Source organism: Pseudoalteromonas sp. A25 (assembly GCF_009176705.1).
GTDB lineage: Bacteria > Pseudomonadota > Gammaproteobacteria > Enterobacterales > Alteromonadaceae > Pseudoalteromonas.
Genome location: NZ_AP021846.1, coordinates 2,642,797 through 2,659,390, shown reverse-complemented (window position 1 = coordinate 2,659,390; position 16,594 = coordinate 2,642,797). Strand labels below are relative to the sequence as shown.

Genomic DNA, 16,594 nt, shown 5'->3' with positions numbered 1-16,594 from the left:
TAATAAATAGATGAATAAAATGTTTGAATAGGCCCATTTGAACGACAACAATTATCCGCTGCTAGACAATTGAGTTATCTCAAGACTGATAAGCACTGCTCGTTTTAAGAGAGTGTGCTGTGTTAAAAAATGATAACTTTAAGGAATTTGGACTATGTCTAATCTACTAGCAGCGCGAATTATTGCGATACTTTTTTTAATTTCTACAAGCTCATATACCATTGCAGACTCGTTGAGCTACGAGTTTCTAGTCGCCTCTGACTTTTTGAGTCAACTTGGTAAAAACAGTTGGTCATTGTCGCTTGCAGCGCTACTTGAGTTTGTAAACTGCGCTGCGGTTGTCGGTATTTCAGTGATAATTTACCCGATTATTAAGCCGTATAGTCAAAGGGTTGCGATAGGTTATTTATCAGGCCGTTTAATTGAGGCTGCGACGTTACTACCAGCGGCGGTCATTTTGATCACGCTCAGTGCCATGGGTGAAAAAATGCTAGCGGGATCACTGGATCAAGTTGAGCAGTTGTATGTCATGGGAACCGCTTTGAAGCATGAGCGATTTGCCACTTTCTCAATGGGGATGTTATCACTGGCGCTGGCAGGTTTTTCCCTAAATGTTACATTTTTTAAATATCGGATGGTTCCGCGTCTGCTGTCTGGTTTAGGGTTAGTTGGATATGCAATGCTTCTGTTAAAAGTTATTTTTGACTTTTTAGATGTCAGCATTAGTGGAACTTGGATGTATATACCTGGCGGCCTGTTCGAGTTTTTACTTCCCATTTGGTTACTATTTAAGGGTTTTGATTTGAGCCATAAGCCTAACCCCCAGAGCTGTTAACCAATAAGTTTCGCTTTACATCTTAAATAGGTGTAAAGCGCTGTTATTATTAAATTTAAAGCTTACTTTGACATATTTGATAACAGTTTTATTTTAATTTTTTAGGTACTAAGGGTTGCGACTTAAACGTAATTCTGTTTTTTTAAAGCATACTTAAACAACCTCTGGTTTGGATCCAAGCAGCGCCTAGCGTGGTCAAAACAGCGTTATTAAGAAAACTTGCTTATCCATCGCTGAGGTTAAATATGCTTGAGTTATCGCAGGCTATCAACGACAGTACTGGAGAAACATGATGGATAAACTATTACTCGGTATTAAAGGTCATGCTGTGTGTTTGGATAAACACACAGGGAATAAAATTTGGTCAACAAAATTAAAGGCCACGTCAGGGGTAACTAACATGTTTGTTGACGGTGATTTGGTATTTGCGTATTCGGGTGGCCACTTGTTTTGTTTAGATATTCACAGCGGTGATATCAAGTGGGAGAACAAATTAGAGGGGATGGGGTATGGCCCGTGTATTATTGGCACTGAAGTGCAAAATGTATCGGCGGTTACGGCTCACTCTGCGGCGCAGCAAGCATCTGCAGCGTGCACCACTGCTGTCGTGGGGGCTAGCGTGAGCCAAGGAAGCAGCTAACTGCCTAGTTACTCTGATTGAATAGTCGCTATTGAATGTATACACAGTTGATGGTTGAGCTATGAATGCGCCGCGTAACTAACAAATTCAAGCACACGTATCATGTGGGCGCTTTTAGCCTTTTTAGCTTTTACTTACCTCGGCATCCATCAACTCAATGGCAACGATTTCAGAGCGGTTCATGGTTATTTTATACCGCTCTAACTGCACGTCCTCGTTGCTGGTAAAGCGCAACACAAGGTTAATTTGATAGCGACGCTCTACCGATTTTTTCGATACCTTTTGACCATCTAAAGTGTAGAGTTTTCCGGCCCCCTTTTTTAAGTAACGAACAAACGATGCCATATTAAAGGTAATGCGCTGTTGTATTTCGTCGTATCCGGGCAAAAACTCGCTGACATTGACTTGGTTTTTACTGCAAAAGTGCATCAAATTTGCCGCTTGTTTGTTTTGCTGACGTCTTTGTTTAAGTAACTTGTTTACTTCTGTCGGTAGGTCTTTTTTGCGAATGTGTTCAAGCCAGATGGTTTGTGTGCACATAATGTCATCGCTGACCGAGTTTTTAAATTTATTGCGCCACTTTGGGCGACCGCGTTGGATCAAACGCCAAGCCCATTGTGTTAAATCTTCTTTAAAGGTTTCCCTGAGCCCGTAAATTGCACCAAGTAGGGCGATCAGCGCTATCGTTACTTCTTGAAAGCTAGAGCGAGCATTAAGCACAATAAACATCACAAAGGCCATGATTACGCCAGTTACAAGACCTTTTACTAGTCGTTTTAAATTCAAGGTTAAGTCAACTGTTTGCTTATTAAACACCACGCCGTACTCTATCAAGCGTTCGAGCAACTTCATTTTATTCGTGATCCGATTCGGATCATCTAAGGTGACCTGCGAATTATATGTTTGTTCAGTACGATATTGATTTTCTTGTTGGCAAAAGTCGACAAGAATGGCGCGTTCATCATTAAACTCACTGGATTTTGGACCATTGGCTAACAGTTTTAAAAAAGCTTGCTCCGTATGCCAGCTTAAATAGTTGTCGGCATTTTGAAAATACGACTTGAGCTTGTTGTCGGGTGGTGTATAACGCCTGAGCTTTTTTAAAAGCCCTTGTGTTTGTTCAACTAACAGTGCGGCTTCTGGAAAAAACGCCTCTGGTTCTTTAAGTTGCAGCGTGCTTTTTACATCGGCATCTAGCGCAATTCTAACTTGATAACAAAATAGGTTTAAGTTCACTCGGTAGCTGGTCTTTTGCCCTTTGCTTTGACTTATAAAGCGGCTTTGCACCAGTGGTATGTGCAATTGCTCTGAGTAATAAGCACTATGGCTTTTTATATTGGCATTAAAAAAATCAACTTCGTTTAACGTACTTTCGTTAATACCCATGTCGGTTGGGATTGAAAAGTATAGGTCGAGCTTACTGGCCTCTTTAGGTAGGAGTTGGCACTGAATTTTAAAGGATAAGTTTTCATCTTGGCTTAGCGTTGCTCTGCTCACTCTTAGTTACTACTCCCTGAAATATATACATTTTAAGTTTAGCACAGTGGGCTACATTACAGCAGGTCAAGTTTGTCAATATTATTGCCAATGCACAGGTCAGAGCAGAAAACGGTGATGTCGAGTCCCTAAAAGTGATAATGTTCTGTTTTTACTTGGAGCACACCAATGTCAAATGAACAAAAAACTGAGATCACAGCATTTATAGCTCAGCTCAATAGTGATGGGCACAGTGTTGAATTTGAGCAGACAATAACATTGATAGATAGCCACTATAGGTTTACGCCTGTTGCCTTTGTAAATGGGGAGCAACACAATGAGGTGGGAACCAATCTAGGGTCGTGCAAAATACTAGCATTTGCTCACATGCAACAGCTTAATGAACAAGCAACGCTAAATTGCTTTGGCAAGTTTTATCGAGAAGATGTACTGCAAAACCCAAGTGGTGCTGATCATGGCAATATAAGAAACTTTATGAAATATGGTTGGCAAGGCGTGTCTTTTAAAGAGCCGGCGCTTGAACCACTTTAATAGCTTATAAAGCTAGCAATTGGTGTTACAGTTTTTTGGAATAGAAGGAAACAGCCAGTGGACTATTTAGCGAATAAAGCGGTTATCAATCAGTTTTGCCCTCGCTCTGGTAAGCCTGTTGAGCTAGACTCTTTAACGCATTATCGGGGTTTAACGGTTGGGTTTTGTAACCCTAGATGCAGAGATGACTTTGCTACCAATATTAATGACAGGCCACATGACTCACAATATTTTGATGTGCTTATCAAAGAGCGCAGGCTCATTTGATTGATGGCGTGAGTTACCTCGTTAAAAAAGAGCAGGAAATGTCAGCTACCACGTTTGGAGAGTTGCATGGATATTCTAATTAAACATGAAATTGAACTGCATCAATATCATATTCGTCAGAGTAAATTAGACTTAGCGCGTCTGCTCCACAGCAGTTTTACGGAAGTTGGGGTGTCTGGTCAGCATTATGATTTTACCTCAATTCTCCAAATGATGGCTGCAGAGTCGCCAGCCAATACTCGTGTACATTCGCAGCAGTATGAATGCATTAAACTGGCACCAGGCGTGTACTTATTAAAATACCAGTCAGCGCTTGTTAATGGTTTAGGTGTTGTTAGTGATTTTGCCAAACGCAGTTCAATTTGGATTTTTGCAGATACGCGTTGGCAATTGAAGTACCATCAAGGCACTGCATGCCCACCGTTTGCGCTAAAGTGCTAAGTTGTGCGGTTGTGAGTAGTTTTTACCTATACAAAAACAAACAAACAGCCACTGCTTTTTATAGGTAAAATTTGCGTGCATATCATCGATGCACTTTGTAGGCCCACCTTTTTGACTTTACCCTGTTTTTTAATGCACCCCGACGGTTGATGTTTGCACACTTAACGGTGTGGTTGTACCTACTTTTGTTTAATAGGTTGATGAAATAAAAAACAGTAATATGAATATTTTAATTTCATAAAACTTATGTAACCTAAAATGGTACGAAAAACACCCCAATTTTAACCACAAACATTCACGTTAAGGAGAACTACACAGTGAAACAACAAACTATAAATAGGGCCACTCGAAGGCGTCTGGCTCAAATAACGGCGTTTATGCTCGTTGGCTTCGTGCCATTCATGCTCCAAGCCAATGAATCCTCGTTTAAAACAACAGAACTAACCGCTCCACAACTGAGTAAGCCCGCGACCATTCAAATCGATAAATATGGCATTGCCCATATCAGCGCCAGCAGTGATGAAGATGTGTATTTTGCACAAGGGTTTAATATTGCCAGAGAGCGACTGTGGCAAATAGATTTGTGGCGCAGAAAAGGGCTGGGGCTTTTATCACAGGCGTTTGGGCCTGCTTTTATAGAGCAAGATAAAGCCAGCCGGTTGTTTTTATTTCGTGGCAATATGGAACATGAGCGCTGGCAGTATGGTTATAGTGCAGCATCTGCGCTAGAGCATTTTGTTGCTGGCATCAATCACTATATTGATCTGATAAACGACGCTCAAGTGCCTTTGCCCAGCGAGTTCACCCTGCTAGGTTATCAACCGCTGAAGTGGCATGCAGACGATATTTTAAAAATTCGTAGTCACGGGCTAAGTCGCAATGTAAATAGTGAAGTCACGCGGGCAAAATTGATCAGAGACTTTAGTATCGAGTTAGACGCATTGCGAGTCAAACTTGAACCTGAGCACACCCTCAGTGTGCCCAAAGGCGCAAGCTACGAAACTCTGCCTGATGACGTACTTAAGCTGTATACGTTAGCAACGTCAGGAGTGCGCTTTTCAAACCAGCAAATAGAAGTCGCATCGCAATCGTTTGCTCACGCCCAAAAGGGTAAACATTTATTAAAGCAAATTGAAAACGAAGCATTGGCTGCAAGTGCACAGCGACAGTTAGGCAGTAATAACTGGGCTATCGCACCTGCTAAAACAGCAACGGGTCGTGCCATTCTTGCCTCTGATCCACACCGTGTGAATACGGTGCCATCGGGGCGTTATGCGGTGCATTTAAAGTCTGACACCATGAATGTGATTGGCGCAGGGGAGCCCTATATCCCTGGCGTGTCTTTAGGTCATAATGGTCATATTGCATTTGGATTTACGGTATTTTCGGCTGACCAAGAAGATTTGTACTTTTACGATGTCAATCCTAGTGACAGTCAATCATACAAATACCAACATTACTGGCAACCTGTAGATAAGATAACTGAGTCTATTCCAGTAAAAGGCCAAGCTGATGAGGAGGTTGAGCTGGAGTTTACGGTACATGGCCCGGTTATCTATCGTGACGATATCAACCATAAGCTGTATGCGATTAGAGCGGCTTGGTTAGAGCCCGGGATGGTGCCTTATCTAGCAAGTTTGGAGTATCAAAAGGCACAAAACTGGTGGGAGTATCGCTTTGCGCTGTCGGCTTTTAAAAACCCATCAGAAAACCACGTATATGCAGACACTGATGGTAACATTGCTTTAAAAACAGCGGGCTACGTGCCATTTCGTGATAGTTGGGATGGTTTGTTACCAGTGCCAGGCAACGGCGACTATGAGTGGTTTTGGCGCTTACCTATCGACTTTTTACCTTATCAACATAATCCTGCAAAAGGTTGGGTTGCGTCTGCAAACGAGATGAATTTTTCAAGTAGTATGCCGTTTCATGTGGGGTACGAATGGGCTGGAGATTACCGTTATCGACGCATAGCGCAAGTACTTGATGAGAGCAACGAACACAGTATTGCAGACAGCTTAGCGCTGCAGGCAGATACCTTATCGCTGCCAGCTAAAGAGCTAGTAGAGGCGATCCCTCTTGCCAAAATTAGCAACCCGATTGCACAACAATTACTGATCAACCTGCAGCTATGGGATAAGCAAATGACAAGCTCATCCACACAAGCAAACTTTTTTAGTACGTGGTGGCATCGTTATTTACGCCCAACCATTGTTAGTACACTCGCTCCAAACGAGGCATTTCCTTATCTAGCAGACTTGTCTAGCTTTGGCGACCAAGCGGTGCTGCTGAATATGGTTAAAACGGCCTTTTTAAGCTCGGATGAAACAACTCAAGCGCAGATGACAAGTCTAATAACAAATACATTGTTGGCGTGTGCATCAGAGCCGACAAACTTAACAACCTCTTGGGGGCAAAGCCATGCGGCTAGGTTAGTACATCCGATTACGCCTCTATTACCAGAGGCTTATCACAGTTACTTTAATCCTTGGCAAACCCTGAAAAGAGGAGGGTCAATGGATACGGTAAATGCCAATTGGCATGCGTATAATCTAACAGGAAACTTCTCGACGGTGGCTGGTACCACATGGCGTATGGTGATCGATGTCGGTCAGTGGGATAACTCAAAAGTGATGAATGCACCCGGGCAATCGGGCGACCCAAGTAGTTCTTTTTATCAAAACCTAGCGCAGCAATGGGCTGCAGATGAGAGCATACCGTTGTTTTATTCGAGTAACTTAATTGACGAGAACACGGTAGAGCAAATTAAGCTGATCCCATAGGTTGGCATGATAGTTAGCAAGCACCTAGCAGCGGGCATTTTAGCACTGCTGCAAGGTGCTTTTTTGTGAGCGCTTCATCAAATCATGTCTATGAGTTTAATGAACTATGGTTTGGCTACAAACATTAGTACCAGAAGTAACGAGCGTGATATCGGGAAAGTTGTTTAATACGTGGTACGATTACTGTTGAAGCTATTTGCCGATTTGATTGGGCATGAAATACGAAATAACGATTTTAAGGACGCACCTGTGAATAAAGGAATAATCATTATTGCATGGCTTGTTTTGTTGACGTCATGTCAACTAATCGCACGGACTCATACAAGTACACAGCAAAATTACCAAGCCACATATCAACCTTTGCTAGATAAACTGGTTTCAGAGCATATACCCGGTGCGGTGCTTTATATTGAGTCAGAGCAAGGGCTTTTTTTGGGCAGCGCAGGATATAAAGACTTGCAACAAAAACAGCCAATGACAACGGATATAGTGATCCCCAATGGGAGTGCTGGTAAAAAGCTCACTGCACTGCTGGTGGCCATGCTTGCTCAGCAACGTTTACTAGATCTGGATGCGCCTATCAGCCGTTATTTAGACAAAAAGCTACTCGGACAAATCCATCACTCAGAAAACATGACCTTAAGGCAGTTACTCAACCACACCAGTGGCATTGTTGAATACAACGATGTGGGAGACTATGCGTTTTTTAAAGCGCAATACGCAAAGCAAAACGAAGTCACTACAGACGAGTTTCCATTGAGTTTTGCGCTAAACCAAGATGCGGAATTTAAACCAACTGAGGGGTTTTCTTATTCTAATACGGGCTATGCACTGACAGGAGTGATACTAGAAAACGTGCTAAAGGCTCATCCAGCAAGCGCAATTAGAAGTCAGATTTTACAGCCACTGGGTATGACATCTAGTTACTCAAAAGGCGTTGAGGACCATCAGCCCGCGCTTGCTTCGGGCTTTTTTATTAATGATGAGGAGCCTGATTTTCCCATACCGATGAATACATGGGTAGATATGAAACAGATCATTGGTACAACAGCGACATCCGATGCCCCTCTGGCATCAAGTGTTATTGACATGGCGAACCTACTGCGAGCCATAGTGCGCAATAATAAAGTGATCAGTGATTGGGTAAGAAACCAGATGATAGGAGAGCAGTACTTAGTGGCTTCATCTGGTCCGCGTTTTTATAGCGCGTCTAAGTTTCGCTATGGGCTAGGTGTATGGGTTGAAGAAATCGCAGGAAAAAAGTTTTATCACCACGGCGGCACTGAATTTGGGTATTACACCCAGAATATTTATATTCCAGATGGGGATGTGAGTATAACCGCGTTTGTAAATTGTGGGGTAAATTCACGTTGCGAATCGGCATTCCAAGACTTTACTTTTGCCGTAGTCGATTCGTTTTTACAAATTAGATAAGTAACCTCAGTTGCACATAAGTGAATTTGCCCAATAAAGCTATTTCGCTCACTCTCTGCGTTATTTTTACTTGTAATAGCGCGCTATTACTTCGCGAAAATGCCTTGATATTGAGCGAAATATCATCATTGGATGTTGAAGGGGTTATAACGTTTCTATTGTGAACTACCAAAACTCTTATCCATAGCTGAGGTTAAGTAAGTTCTGGACTGCTTGTTGCCTGTGTAAAAAGCTATATTGCTCAGTTTACTACTTTTATTTTTTTCAACATGTTAGATTGTGCAAACGACGTTAATATCAATTGAGGAGCAACTAACCTGTGGCAACGGATTTTCAATTTATTCCGCTAGCAATGGATGATTTTATCGAGTTTAAGGCGTTAGATGATACTGAGTTGGCAGCTCGCCATGCGAAGTGGATGATTGTTGATGAAGAGCCTGGCTATCCATGCAGAGTATCTATGCAAGACGCTAAAATCGGTGAGCGAGTGTTGTTTTTGCCTTATTGGCATCACAATGTCGACTCGGCGTATAAAGCTATGGGGACTATTCTCGTCAGAGAATTTGCCCAAACTGCACAGTTAGGTATCAATGAGGTACCACAAATGCTAGAGCATAGGTTATTGTCAATTAGAGCATACGACGCAACAAATATGATGATTGCTCACGATATTTGTGAAGGCTCTGAGCTTAAATTAAAGCTGCAGGTGCCGTTCGCTAACCCGAGCGTTGAATATATTCATCTTCATTATGCAAGCCCCGGCTGCTTTTGTTGTAAAGTAAGTCGCGTATAATCTTAATAGCGTCACGTGTGAGTAAATAAGCTAGCCCTCAAAAACCAAACAATTAATAAGATAACCTATGAGCATTGCGATATTTCCAACGATTATTTTTTCTGCCAAGTTAGGCGTTGCTGGATTAGCGATTTCCCAAACAATTTTTGGTCATGATGACCTGCAAAAATATCGTTACTTTTTGGCGGCTGTATTGGTTTTGTTTTCTATACATGCCCTTGGCGATTTAATGATAGTGTCGGGTGGCTATCGTTATGTGCCAAATTTGGTTGGGTTACAATTACCACTAACTACTTTTATTGGGCCTGCCTTTTACTTTTATGCGCGCTCTTTAATACTGCGTTCGAGTGCAATAAGCAGCAAGTCTATTTTACTCGCTTGCGTAGGACCGCTGTTGGTTATGCTCAGCTTTATGCCTTTTGCTCTGCTGCTTAGCGCTGAACAAAAACTTGCGCTGGCAAACCCTGCAACGCGAGATCCCGAGCTTTATCGGTTTGCACTTTTAACGTGCTTAGTTACCACCTTGGTGTTTTTAAGTACCACGTTATTATATTTTAGAGCTGCATATGTGCTGCAGGCTAAACACAGAGAGCAGCTTATGCAGCGCTTTTCTGACATAGAGAAAAAATCGTTAGATTGGTTGCGTATTATACTGCTTTTGTGGGGGGCGGCTTGGACACTTTACTCAATTGAGTACTTTTTGGGTTTTGTTGGTTTTAAGTGGTTTGGCTCAGGTGTTGCGATCCCTTTACTTGAATTTGCGTTACTCGTGGCTTTTGCTCAATTGGCGTTAAATCAACCGGTGTTAGATGAAGAACATAAAACCCAAGAGACAGGAACTGTGCCGCGGGTTGCTATTTTGGATCAGCAACGCATGACGCGCATTGCCGATAAGTTACGTAATATCATGCAGCAAGACCGCTTGTTCAGTGATAATGAACTGTCTCTGAGCCGCTTATCTAGTGCGATTAATGTGTCAGAGAATCATATATCGGAAACTTTATCCCAGCACTTAGGGATCAACTTTTTTCAACTAATAAACGAGTATCGCGTTGCAGAGGCCAAGCATTTGTTAGCAACAACAGAGCGCTCTATTATCGATGTGTCATTAGAATCAGGGTTTAATTCGCGCTCTACTTTTAATACGGCATTTAAAAATGCCGTAGGCTTAACACCATCAGCGTACAGAAAACAAGTAAAGCTCACTAAAACTGATAACTGATCCATTGCTCTATAATTCGTAAAATGGAAAGATTTTGTATGGGGGCAAGATAGTGAGTGTGGCTTTTTGGTTAGCGTTTGGGTTTGCAACGAGTCTGATATTGATTCGGTTTGGCCAATCTCGCTCTTTGCAGTCAAAAATGGCGTTGTTTGCTTATGCGTTGATCATCGCATCGCTGATTTATGTTGGCTTTGCGGTTTTGGCATTTGAGCTTGCTTGGGTTTTGATAGAAACGGTGGGCGTGTTGCTGTTTGGCATAATGGTTATGCTGTCGCGTACGCACAGCAGATACTTTTTAGCGCTCGGTTGGTTAGTTCATCCTGTGTGGGATGTGGTACTGCATTTATACTGGCCTGACACTCATTTTGCACCTAACTGGTACGCAATTATGTGTATTTCCTTCGACATCACTGTAGGTGGCTATTTAATTGTATTGTTCAAAAGGCAAAAAGTCGCTCTCTAGCCGGATTTTAAATGTGAGCGAGCAAGGCCATTAATCACTTGGTTTTACAAAATGAGTGGCCACAACGTTAAATCAGACATAATTCATCAAGACATCAGGTTTTTTATTCTTACATTTTTTAATATGTAGCTCAGTGTAGCGTCGCCGCACGTTGTTGATCTTGTTTATTGAAAAGTAAGGATAAATTAAGATGCGTTGTATTAGTTGTCTATTTGTTTTGTGTTTGTTGGCAATCAGTTTCGATGGGCTTAGTAAAGAAGTAACCCATAAAAATTTAACGGGACCTTATCTTGGACAAATACCACCGGGCTCTGCGCCTACCGTGTTTGCTCCCGATATCGTGTCTACCAATGGATGGGAAGTCAGTGGTGTATTTACGCCTGATCTCTCAGCCTTTTACTATATTCGCAACAATGAACAGAGCAACAAGCAAGAAATTGTTGAGTTTAAGAGTAAAAATGGGGTTTGGCACGAAAGTATATTTTCCCCTCGTCATGGCACACCGTTATTTTCTCCAAATGGTGACATCATGCATTTGGGTAAGCGCTATCGAAAGCGCACTGAAAACGGCTGGTCTGAGTTACAGCCATTAGCTGAAGCGCTAGATACTTGGCGGATCATGCGTTTATCTGCCTCAGCGAATGGCACGGTATTTTTTGATGAGTTTAAAAACGACCTGACTGGCGATATTCGTTACTCAAAGCGAGTGAATGGCCAATATCAAGCCCCCAAGTTGCTGAATAAAGAAATTAATAACGGCAAAAGCTTTCATCCATTTATTGCACCCGATGAATCGTACCTCATTTTTGATAGTACCCGAGAGAGTGGTTTTGGGGGATCTGATTTATACATTAGTTATAAACAAAAAAATGGCACATGGGGCACACCAATTAATTTAGGCAATAAGATAAATACCAATGAATGGGAAGCACTTGCCAGCGTAACACCTGACGGTAAGTATTTATTCTTCAATCGAAAAGTATCCAAAGAGGGAGATATCGATATATTCTGGGTTAGTGCAGACTTTATAGAGCAATTGCGCCCAGCGAACTAACTGTGGCTGTATATTTGCTTTTGTTGTTGATAAGTAAATAGTTGTTTTGAGTGTTTTTGCACGTACACCTTTATGTTTGGCTTCATTTTGGTGTGCGAAAATAGAGCCAGAAGACTCTATATGTAGGTTGGTTAGCTATTCGGTTCAGCTAGCGTGAATGGAATATGCAATGTAAACGTTTGTAAATATATACAGTGAAATACTGCTGTAACATATTGATAGTTTCGCTTTGTGCATTTTTTGTCGTGAGCTGCTATTGCGATTTTTTTCTGGTTCATTACTATTTCGCCGCTTTTTGTAACCTATAACCGATGCGTTATAGGTATTTATTATGATATTTTTTAATGAGCGGCTTACTATGAATGTAAAAAACACACTCTCTATTTCTGCGGTGCTACTTGCTTTGACTGCGTGCTCCAGCGACAGCGATAAGATTAAAGAAGAAGTTAAAGAAGAGGTTGTGCAACCTGTCGTCGTTACAAAAAAAGGCCTGTTTTTGGACAGTGCCGTAGCTAACATTGACTACAAGACACAAACTTTATCTGGTGTTACCAACGCGCAAGGTGAGTTTGAATATGCTGATGGTGAAACAGTGACATTCTCATTAGGGCTCCTTGAGTTTCCTGCTGTAAATGCTCAAAGTGTTGTGACGCCATTAACTCTTGCCGGTACTGAGAACGTTAACGCACCCAATGTGGTTAATATGTTGCGCTTGCTACAAACGTTGGATACAGACGCAAACCCAGAAAATGGTATTACCATTTCTGATACTGCTAAAGCGACAGCAGTGCCTGTTGATTTTAATCTAGCTCTAGACGAGTTTGCGACAAACCCAGATGTAGTTAACCTGGTACAAAATGGCGGTCAAGATAGTTTCGTTGAATCGTTAATTACACCTCAACAGGCCGTTTCACATTTTACTAATACACTACAGCAAGGTGGCGTTGCATTCGATTCTTTTGCAGGTGTATACAAAATCGAAGATGAGTCTGTATTATTTCATTTTTTCAATAATAATGAATACCTTGCTATGCAGTGGCAAGAAGATGCAGGTTGGATAGGCGTTGAAAATGGCGACTATACCCTTACCGACACACAAGTCACTTTTCACACAACAGGTAACAGTGATGGCGAAGCGCTATTTTGTAGTGCTCCTCGTGGAGAGTTATGTACTGACGACTTAACGCTTGATTTTGCTCTATCAGATGGAGATATCGTCTTAGCGCCAAACTCAGAAGAGCCACTTAAAATTGCAAATGTCTCTGTAAGTGATGAGTCAGTTGCTGGGACTTGGTTACTTGAAAGTGAGTACGAAGTTCAATACATGACTTTGACAGCACAAGGTGAGTATTATTTAGTAGAGTTTGATAAAGAAGGGCATTTTGAAGCTGGATATGAGGTGGGTAAATATACATTTGATGCCAATACACTATCGTTCGTTATTACTTACTCTTACTGGGGTGAGAGTTTGCAATGTACTGGCACTCAGTCGTCACCTTGCGAAAGCGGTGAATTTAAGGTGAGTGTTGAAGATGATACATTGGCTATTTTAGAAGAAAACGGTGAAATTGAATCTCAATTAACACGCATTTTCTAATTTAAGTATGATAACGAAAGCCCAGACTAGCCTTGCCTGGGCTTTTATTTAACCTCAGCTGAGGTTATTTAGTAAAATTGAGGTTTTGTATTACCTGGGCATTAATTTATTATTGCTCGTATACGTGAATATAGCCGTCAAGATCTGGGACGATCACTTTACCGTACCCAATGGCTGGGGTGCCATGCACACCGCCGTGTACAAATTGATTGATTTTTTCAGGGTTATACTGCCATTTCAATTTGCCTGTTTGGGTATCTACTGCGTAAAACCCCCGTTTTGTATCATACCAATTAGGTTCATCATGGCCCACACTGCCCATATAAACCACACCCTTGCTCACTTGTGGTTTACCCCAAGCCCATCCTCCGGTATTAAATTGCCATTCAATATCACCGTTTTCAATGTTGATTTTGTACAACATGTTGAGATCTGAACTGCCGATATAGAAGTACTTGCCATTGGGATCTGCGCTTGCCGATGAGTCGACCCAAGAAGCTTCAGGGTACTGTAAATGCCAATGCTCCTTACCGGTTATTAAGTCTAAAGCATAGAGTTTTGTGTCTCTTGAACCGATGACCAAGGCATCATCTACAATTTCTGGATGTGAGGTAATGGCACCACTACTTTGGTGGCTCCATACTTGATCTGCAGTAAATCTATTGATGGCATAGGTCGTGCCGTTGAAATTGCTGATATACAATAAATTATCTTTAATGATAGGTGTTGATCTGATTTTGCCTTTGGTATCAAAGGTCCACAAAACTTGGCCACTATATGCTGATAATGCATACAGTTTACCGTTCGCACTCCCCACATAAACATGAGCCCCGTTCACTATGGGGCTTGACTTGGCGTAGTCAAACTCCCATGGAGCATGATTGGCTGGTAAGTATCTGGGTATATCTGCATCATCTAAATTCGCTTTCCATAAAAGTGTGCCGCTCCAACGGTTTAGCGCATATAAATAGCCGTCATCACTACTAAAAAACAGCTGATGATTACTAATTGCCGGCTTGGAGCGAACGATGCCCTGTGTGCTATAAGTCCATTTTAAATAGGGTTGTTCAACATTTAGAGCATATAACTTGCCATCGTCGCTGCCAAAGTAGGCTGTGTGATCTTTATAGCTTACGCTTCCCCAGTTTTCAGCGCCAACGTTGAAGCTATAAAGGTAATCGCCACTGGCTGCAAAACCGATGTTCATCAAACAAGACGATAAGGCTAGGGCGGCTGTTAAGTGTTTTAGTTTTTTAGTTGTTTTCATCATGTTCTCCTAGTGATTTGTGCAAACCTTAAACGCGATGAAAAGAAAAAGTCCTTAAAGCAAACTAAAACTATCTTAAAAATACTTAATCCGAGCTTTTACTTAGATGACTTGTTTTCTAATTTGTACAACATATTTTAATTATGTTGTTGTTTTTTATAGTGATAAATTTTTTTAAATAAAATGGTTTTGACTTTAGTATTAGTCAGAGGGCGCAAAGTGAGGGCAAATAACGGTGGGCTTTTACAAACCCACAAGTAAGTCTAAAAATTATTTAATTATCTGTTTAATATGGTTTTAAGTTTAATTTTGAAATAAATTCAATGAAGGCTTTGTGCTCTCTGAGCGGTTTGAAAATCGGGTCGACGGCAACCCAGAGCAATGGCTTTTGGCCTGCCTCAAATGCTTGTTCAAGATACTTTAACGAGAGCGGGTAGTCTTGGGCTAAAACCGCATATCTTGCTTTTGCATAAGGTCCGCTGTAATGGCCAATATCAGCTTGTATATCATCGTCGTATAGCAGCCATTGATATGCGCCAACTAGGCCTGAGTGATTATAACGGCGGCTAATTTCGACGATATGCTGCTCAGAGTAATTTTCATGTCGCATTACCCACACAAGCTCCTCAAATGCAGCTTTTTGTTTTCCTAACTGCTCGTATACTGAACGTAAGCAAACGTGATAGTAACGATGAGTTGCTGCATATGGTGCGAGCTTGTTCAACTCATTCAGTGCAGCTTCGTAGTGCTCACTCATCATATATACCCATGCCACACTCTCACTTGAATAGTGAGCTAAATCAAGCTGCTGATATTCTCTAATATGGTAAAGGGCCTTGGAAAACTGGCCGATTGCTAACAAGTATTGTGCATAGTCTAGGTGTCCTTTGGCAAAGGTTGTTGCGTGAGGGTAATATTGTGCGGCAGACTGCACGTCAAATTTCTCTAACATTAAATAATTTGCCATTAGCCAGTTTGCTTTCGCATGTGTTGGGTGTTTCGTTAAAATGCTTGTTAGTATTTGCTCAACCTTGCTGGCATTGTGGGCGTATAAAGGGCCTTGTTTAGTTAGGTTTTTGTAATAAGCCTGAGCTAAATCAAACTTTATTTCAGTGTTATTGGGATGTTCAATGTGCAGTTTTTGCAAGATTTCTATGGCTTTACCTGAATGCGTACTTTGATGTTCAATAATATAGCGTGCTTGGATCAGCTCACTCATTTGTGAGTGTTGGATTGCTGCAGGGGTTTCTGGCTTGGCTGAATACCACGTTAAAATACTTGTTAAAAGTACAACCGTTATGCCTGCTGCCATGCTTAGAGCCAGCGAATTGATGTTGACCTTATATACCGTTGGGCCCACCCAGCAGTAACCTTGCCCTGAAACCGTTTGTATATAGGCTGGATGTTTAGCGCTGTCATTTAACAGTCGTCGTAATCCGTTGATGGCAACATAGACAGTATCTTCAGTGACTATTTTATTTTGCCAAATATGACTGAGAATATCGTCTTTGTTAACTGTTTCTCTGCGCATTATAAGCAGTTCAAGAAGTTGATATTGCTTGTCTTCTAAAGAGATAAAACGTTTACCGTTAAAAAGTTGTCGCTTGCTAGGGTCTAAAAGCCATGGAACAAACTTAAAGAGAATATCGGTCATTAATTTGCTTCTTAATTGATTTTGACCAAATAGTCTGGTGGATTTGATTGTACCTATATTTGCAGGTTTACTGCGGGTGTCAACCTTTGTTTGTTGCCAAACTGGCTAATAGTACA

15 protein-coding genes are annotated in these 16,594 nt (G+C 41.5%); 12 read left to right on the top strand and 3 right to left on the bottom strand.

Features of this window, described 5'->3' with window-relative positions:
• Positions 1 to 154 precede the first annotated feature (154 nt).
• Together GDK41_RS11385 and GDK41_RS11380 are read left to right on the top strand one after the other, a co-directional pair.
• A complete protein-coding gene (locus GDK41_RS11385) occupies positions 155 to 835 on the top strand; it encodes a DUF4386 domain-containing protein (RefSeq protein WP_152086528.1) in 681 nt (226 codons plus the stop codon).
• Between the two features lie 289 nt (positions 836 to 1,124).
• Positions 1,125 to 1,475: an outer membrane protein assembly factor BamB family protein gene (locus tag GDK41_RS11380; RefSeq protein WP_232056453.1), complete on the top strand. Its 351-nt coding sequence runs from the start codon at positions 1,125 to 1,127 to the stop codon at positions 1,473 to 1,475.
• A gap of 123 nt (positions 1,476 to 1,598) precedes the next feature.
• Here GDK41_RS11380 and GDK41_RS11375 read toward each other — a convergent pair whose 3' ends face one another.
• Positions 1,599 to 2,972, bottom strand: coding sequence for a hypothetical protein (locus GDK41_RS11375; RefSeq protein WP_152086527.1), 1,374 nt, complete (start codon positions 2,970 to 2,972; stop codon positions 1,599 to 1,601).
• Positions 2,973 to 3,140: 168 nt separating this feature from the next.
• Between GDK41_RS11375 and GDK41_RS11370 the strand changes: the two genes are divergently transcribed.
• The 10 genes from GDK41_RS11370 to GDK41_RS11325 all read left to right on the top strand — a co-directional run bounded on the left by GDK41_RS11370 (position 3,141) and on the right by GDK41_RS11325 (position 13,557).
• Entirely contained in the window at positions 3,141 to 3,503 is a 363-nt protein-coding gene (locus GDK41_RS11370) for a HopJ type III effector protein (protein ID WP_152086526.1), read from the top strand.
• Positions 3,504 to 3,560: 57 nt separating this feature from the next.
• A complete protein-coding gene (locus tag GDK41_RS11365; protein ID WP_152086525.1) occupies positions 3,561 to 3,770 on the top strand; it encodes a YHS domain-containing protein in 210 nt (69 codons plus the stop codon).
• A gap of 66 nt (positions 3,771 to 3,836) precedes the next feature.
• A complete protein-coding gene (locus tag GDK41_RS11360; RefSeq protein WP_152086524.1) occupies positions 3,837 to 4,211 on the top strand; it encodes a nuclear transport factor 2 family protein in 375 nt (124 codons plus the stop codon).
• Between the two features lie 317 nt (positions 4,212 to 4,528).
• Complete coding sequence (locus GDK41_RS11355; RefSeq protein WP_152086523.1) at positions 4,529 to 6,994, top strand: penicillin acylase family protein; 2,466 nt, start codon at positions 4,529 to 4,531, stop codon at positions 6,992 to 6,994.
• 249 nt (positions 6,995 to 7,243) lie between these two features.
• Entirely contained in the window at positions 7,244 to 8,428 is a 1,185-nt protein-coding gene (locus GDK41_RS11350; RefSeq protein ID WP_172971603.1) for a serine hydrolase domain-containing protein, read from the top strand.
• A 319-nt stretch (positions 8,429 to 8,747) separates the two neighbouring features.
• Entirely contained in the window at positions 8,748 to 9,221 is a 474-nt protein-coding gene (locus GDK41_RS11345; RefSeq protein WP_232056452.1) for a DUF1203 domain-containing protein, read from the top strand.
• A 67-nt stretch (positions 9,222 to 9,288) separates the two neighbouring features.
• Positions 9,289 to 10,443 (top strand): helix-turn-helix domain-containing protein, encoded by a 1,155-nt coding sequence (locus tag GDK41_RS11340; protein WP_152086521.1) that lies wholly within the window; start codon positions 9,289 to 9,291, stop codon positions 10,441 to 10,443.
• A gap of 58 nt (positions 10,444 to 10,501) precedes the next feature.
• Positions 10,502 to 10,906 (top strand): DUF6010 family protein, encoded by a 405-nt coding sequence (locus tag GDK41_RS11335; protein ID WP_197739484.1) that lies wholly within the window; start codon positions 10,502 to 10,504, stop codon positions 10,904 to 10,906.
• Between the two features lie 190 nt (positions 10,907 to 11,096).
• The gene (locus tag GDK41_RS11330; RefSeq protein WP_152086519.1) at positions 11,097 to 11,960 is read left to right on the top strand and encodes a PD40 domain-containing protein; all 864 of its coding nucleotides are present in this window, start codon (positions 11,097 to 11,099) and stop codon (positions 11,958 to 11,960) included.
• Between the two features lie 358 nt (positions 11,961 to 12,318).
• On the top strand, positions 12,319 to 13,557 hold the full coding sequence (locus tag GDK41_RS11325) for a hypothetical protein (RefSeq protein ID WP_232056451.1): 1,239 nt from the start codon (positions 12,319 to 12,321) through the stop codon (positions 13,555 to 13,557).
• A 109-nt stretch (positions 13,558 to 13,666) separates the two neighbouring features.
• Here the strand turns inward: GDK41_RS11325 and GDK41_RS11320 are convergent, their stop codons facing one another.
• Together GDK41_RS11320 and GDK41_RS11315 are read right to left on the bottom strand one after the other, a co-directional pair.
• Positions 13,667 to 14,824: a PQQ-binding-like beta-propeller repeat protein gene (locus tag GDK41_RS11320; protein WP_232056450.1), complete on the bottom strand. Its 1,158-nt coding sequence runs from the start codon at positions 14,822 to 14,824 to the stop codon at positions 13,667 to 13,669.
• 286 nt (positions 14,825 to 15,110) lie between these two features.
• Positions 15,111 to 16,478, bottom strand: coding sequence for a winged helix-turn-helix domain-containing protein (locus GDK41_RS11315; protein WP_152086516.1), 1,368 nt, complete (start codon positions 16,476 to 16,478; stop codon positions 15,111 to 15,113).
• Between the last annotated feature and the right edge of the window lie 116 nt (positions 16,479 to 16,594).

Excerpts from the sequence above, each read along its gene's own strand:
- GDK41_RS11325 (WP_232056451.1), top strand. The coding sequence starts at position 12,319 with ATGAATGTAAAAAACACACTCTCTATTTCTGCGGTGCTACTTGCTTTG.
- GDK41_RS11360 (WP_152086524.1), top strand. The coding sequence starts at position 3,837 with ATGGATATTCTAATTAAACATGAAATTGAACTGCATCAATATCATATT.
- GDK41_RS11320 (WP_232056450.1), bottom strand. The coding sequence starts at position 14,824 with ATGAAAACAACTAAAAAACTAAAACACTTAACAGCCGCCCTAGCCTTA.
- GDK41_RS11340 (WP_152086521.1), top strand. The coding sequence starts at position 9,289 with ATGAGCATTGCGATATTTCCAACGATTATTTTTTCTGCCAAGTTAGGC.
- GDK41_RS11330 (WP_152086519.1), top strand. The coding sequence starts at position 11,097 with ATGCGTTGTATTAGTTGTCTATTTGTTTTGTGTTTGTTGGCAATCAGT.
- GDK41_RS11315 (WP_152086516.1), bottom strand. The coding sequence starts at position 16,478 with ATGACCGATATTCTCTTTAAGTTTGTTCCATGGCTTTTAGACCCTAGC.
- GDK41_RS11380 (WP_232056453.1), top strand. The coding sequence starts at position 1,125 with ATGATGGATAAACTATTACTCGGTATTAAAGGTCATGCTGTGTGTTTG.
- GDK41_RS11385 (WP_152086528.1), top strand. The coding sequence starts at position 155 with ATGTCTAATCTACTAGCAGCGCGAATTATTGCGATACTTTTTTTAATT.
- GDK41_RS11370 (WP_152086526.1), top strand. The coding sequence starts at position 3,141 with ATGTCAAATGAACAAAAAACTGAGATCACAGCATTTATAGCTCAGCTC.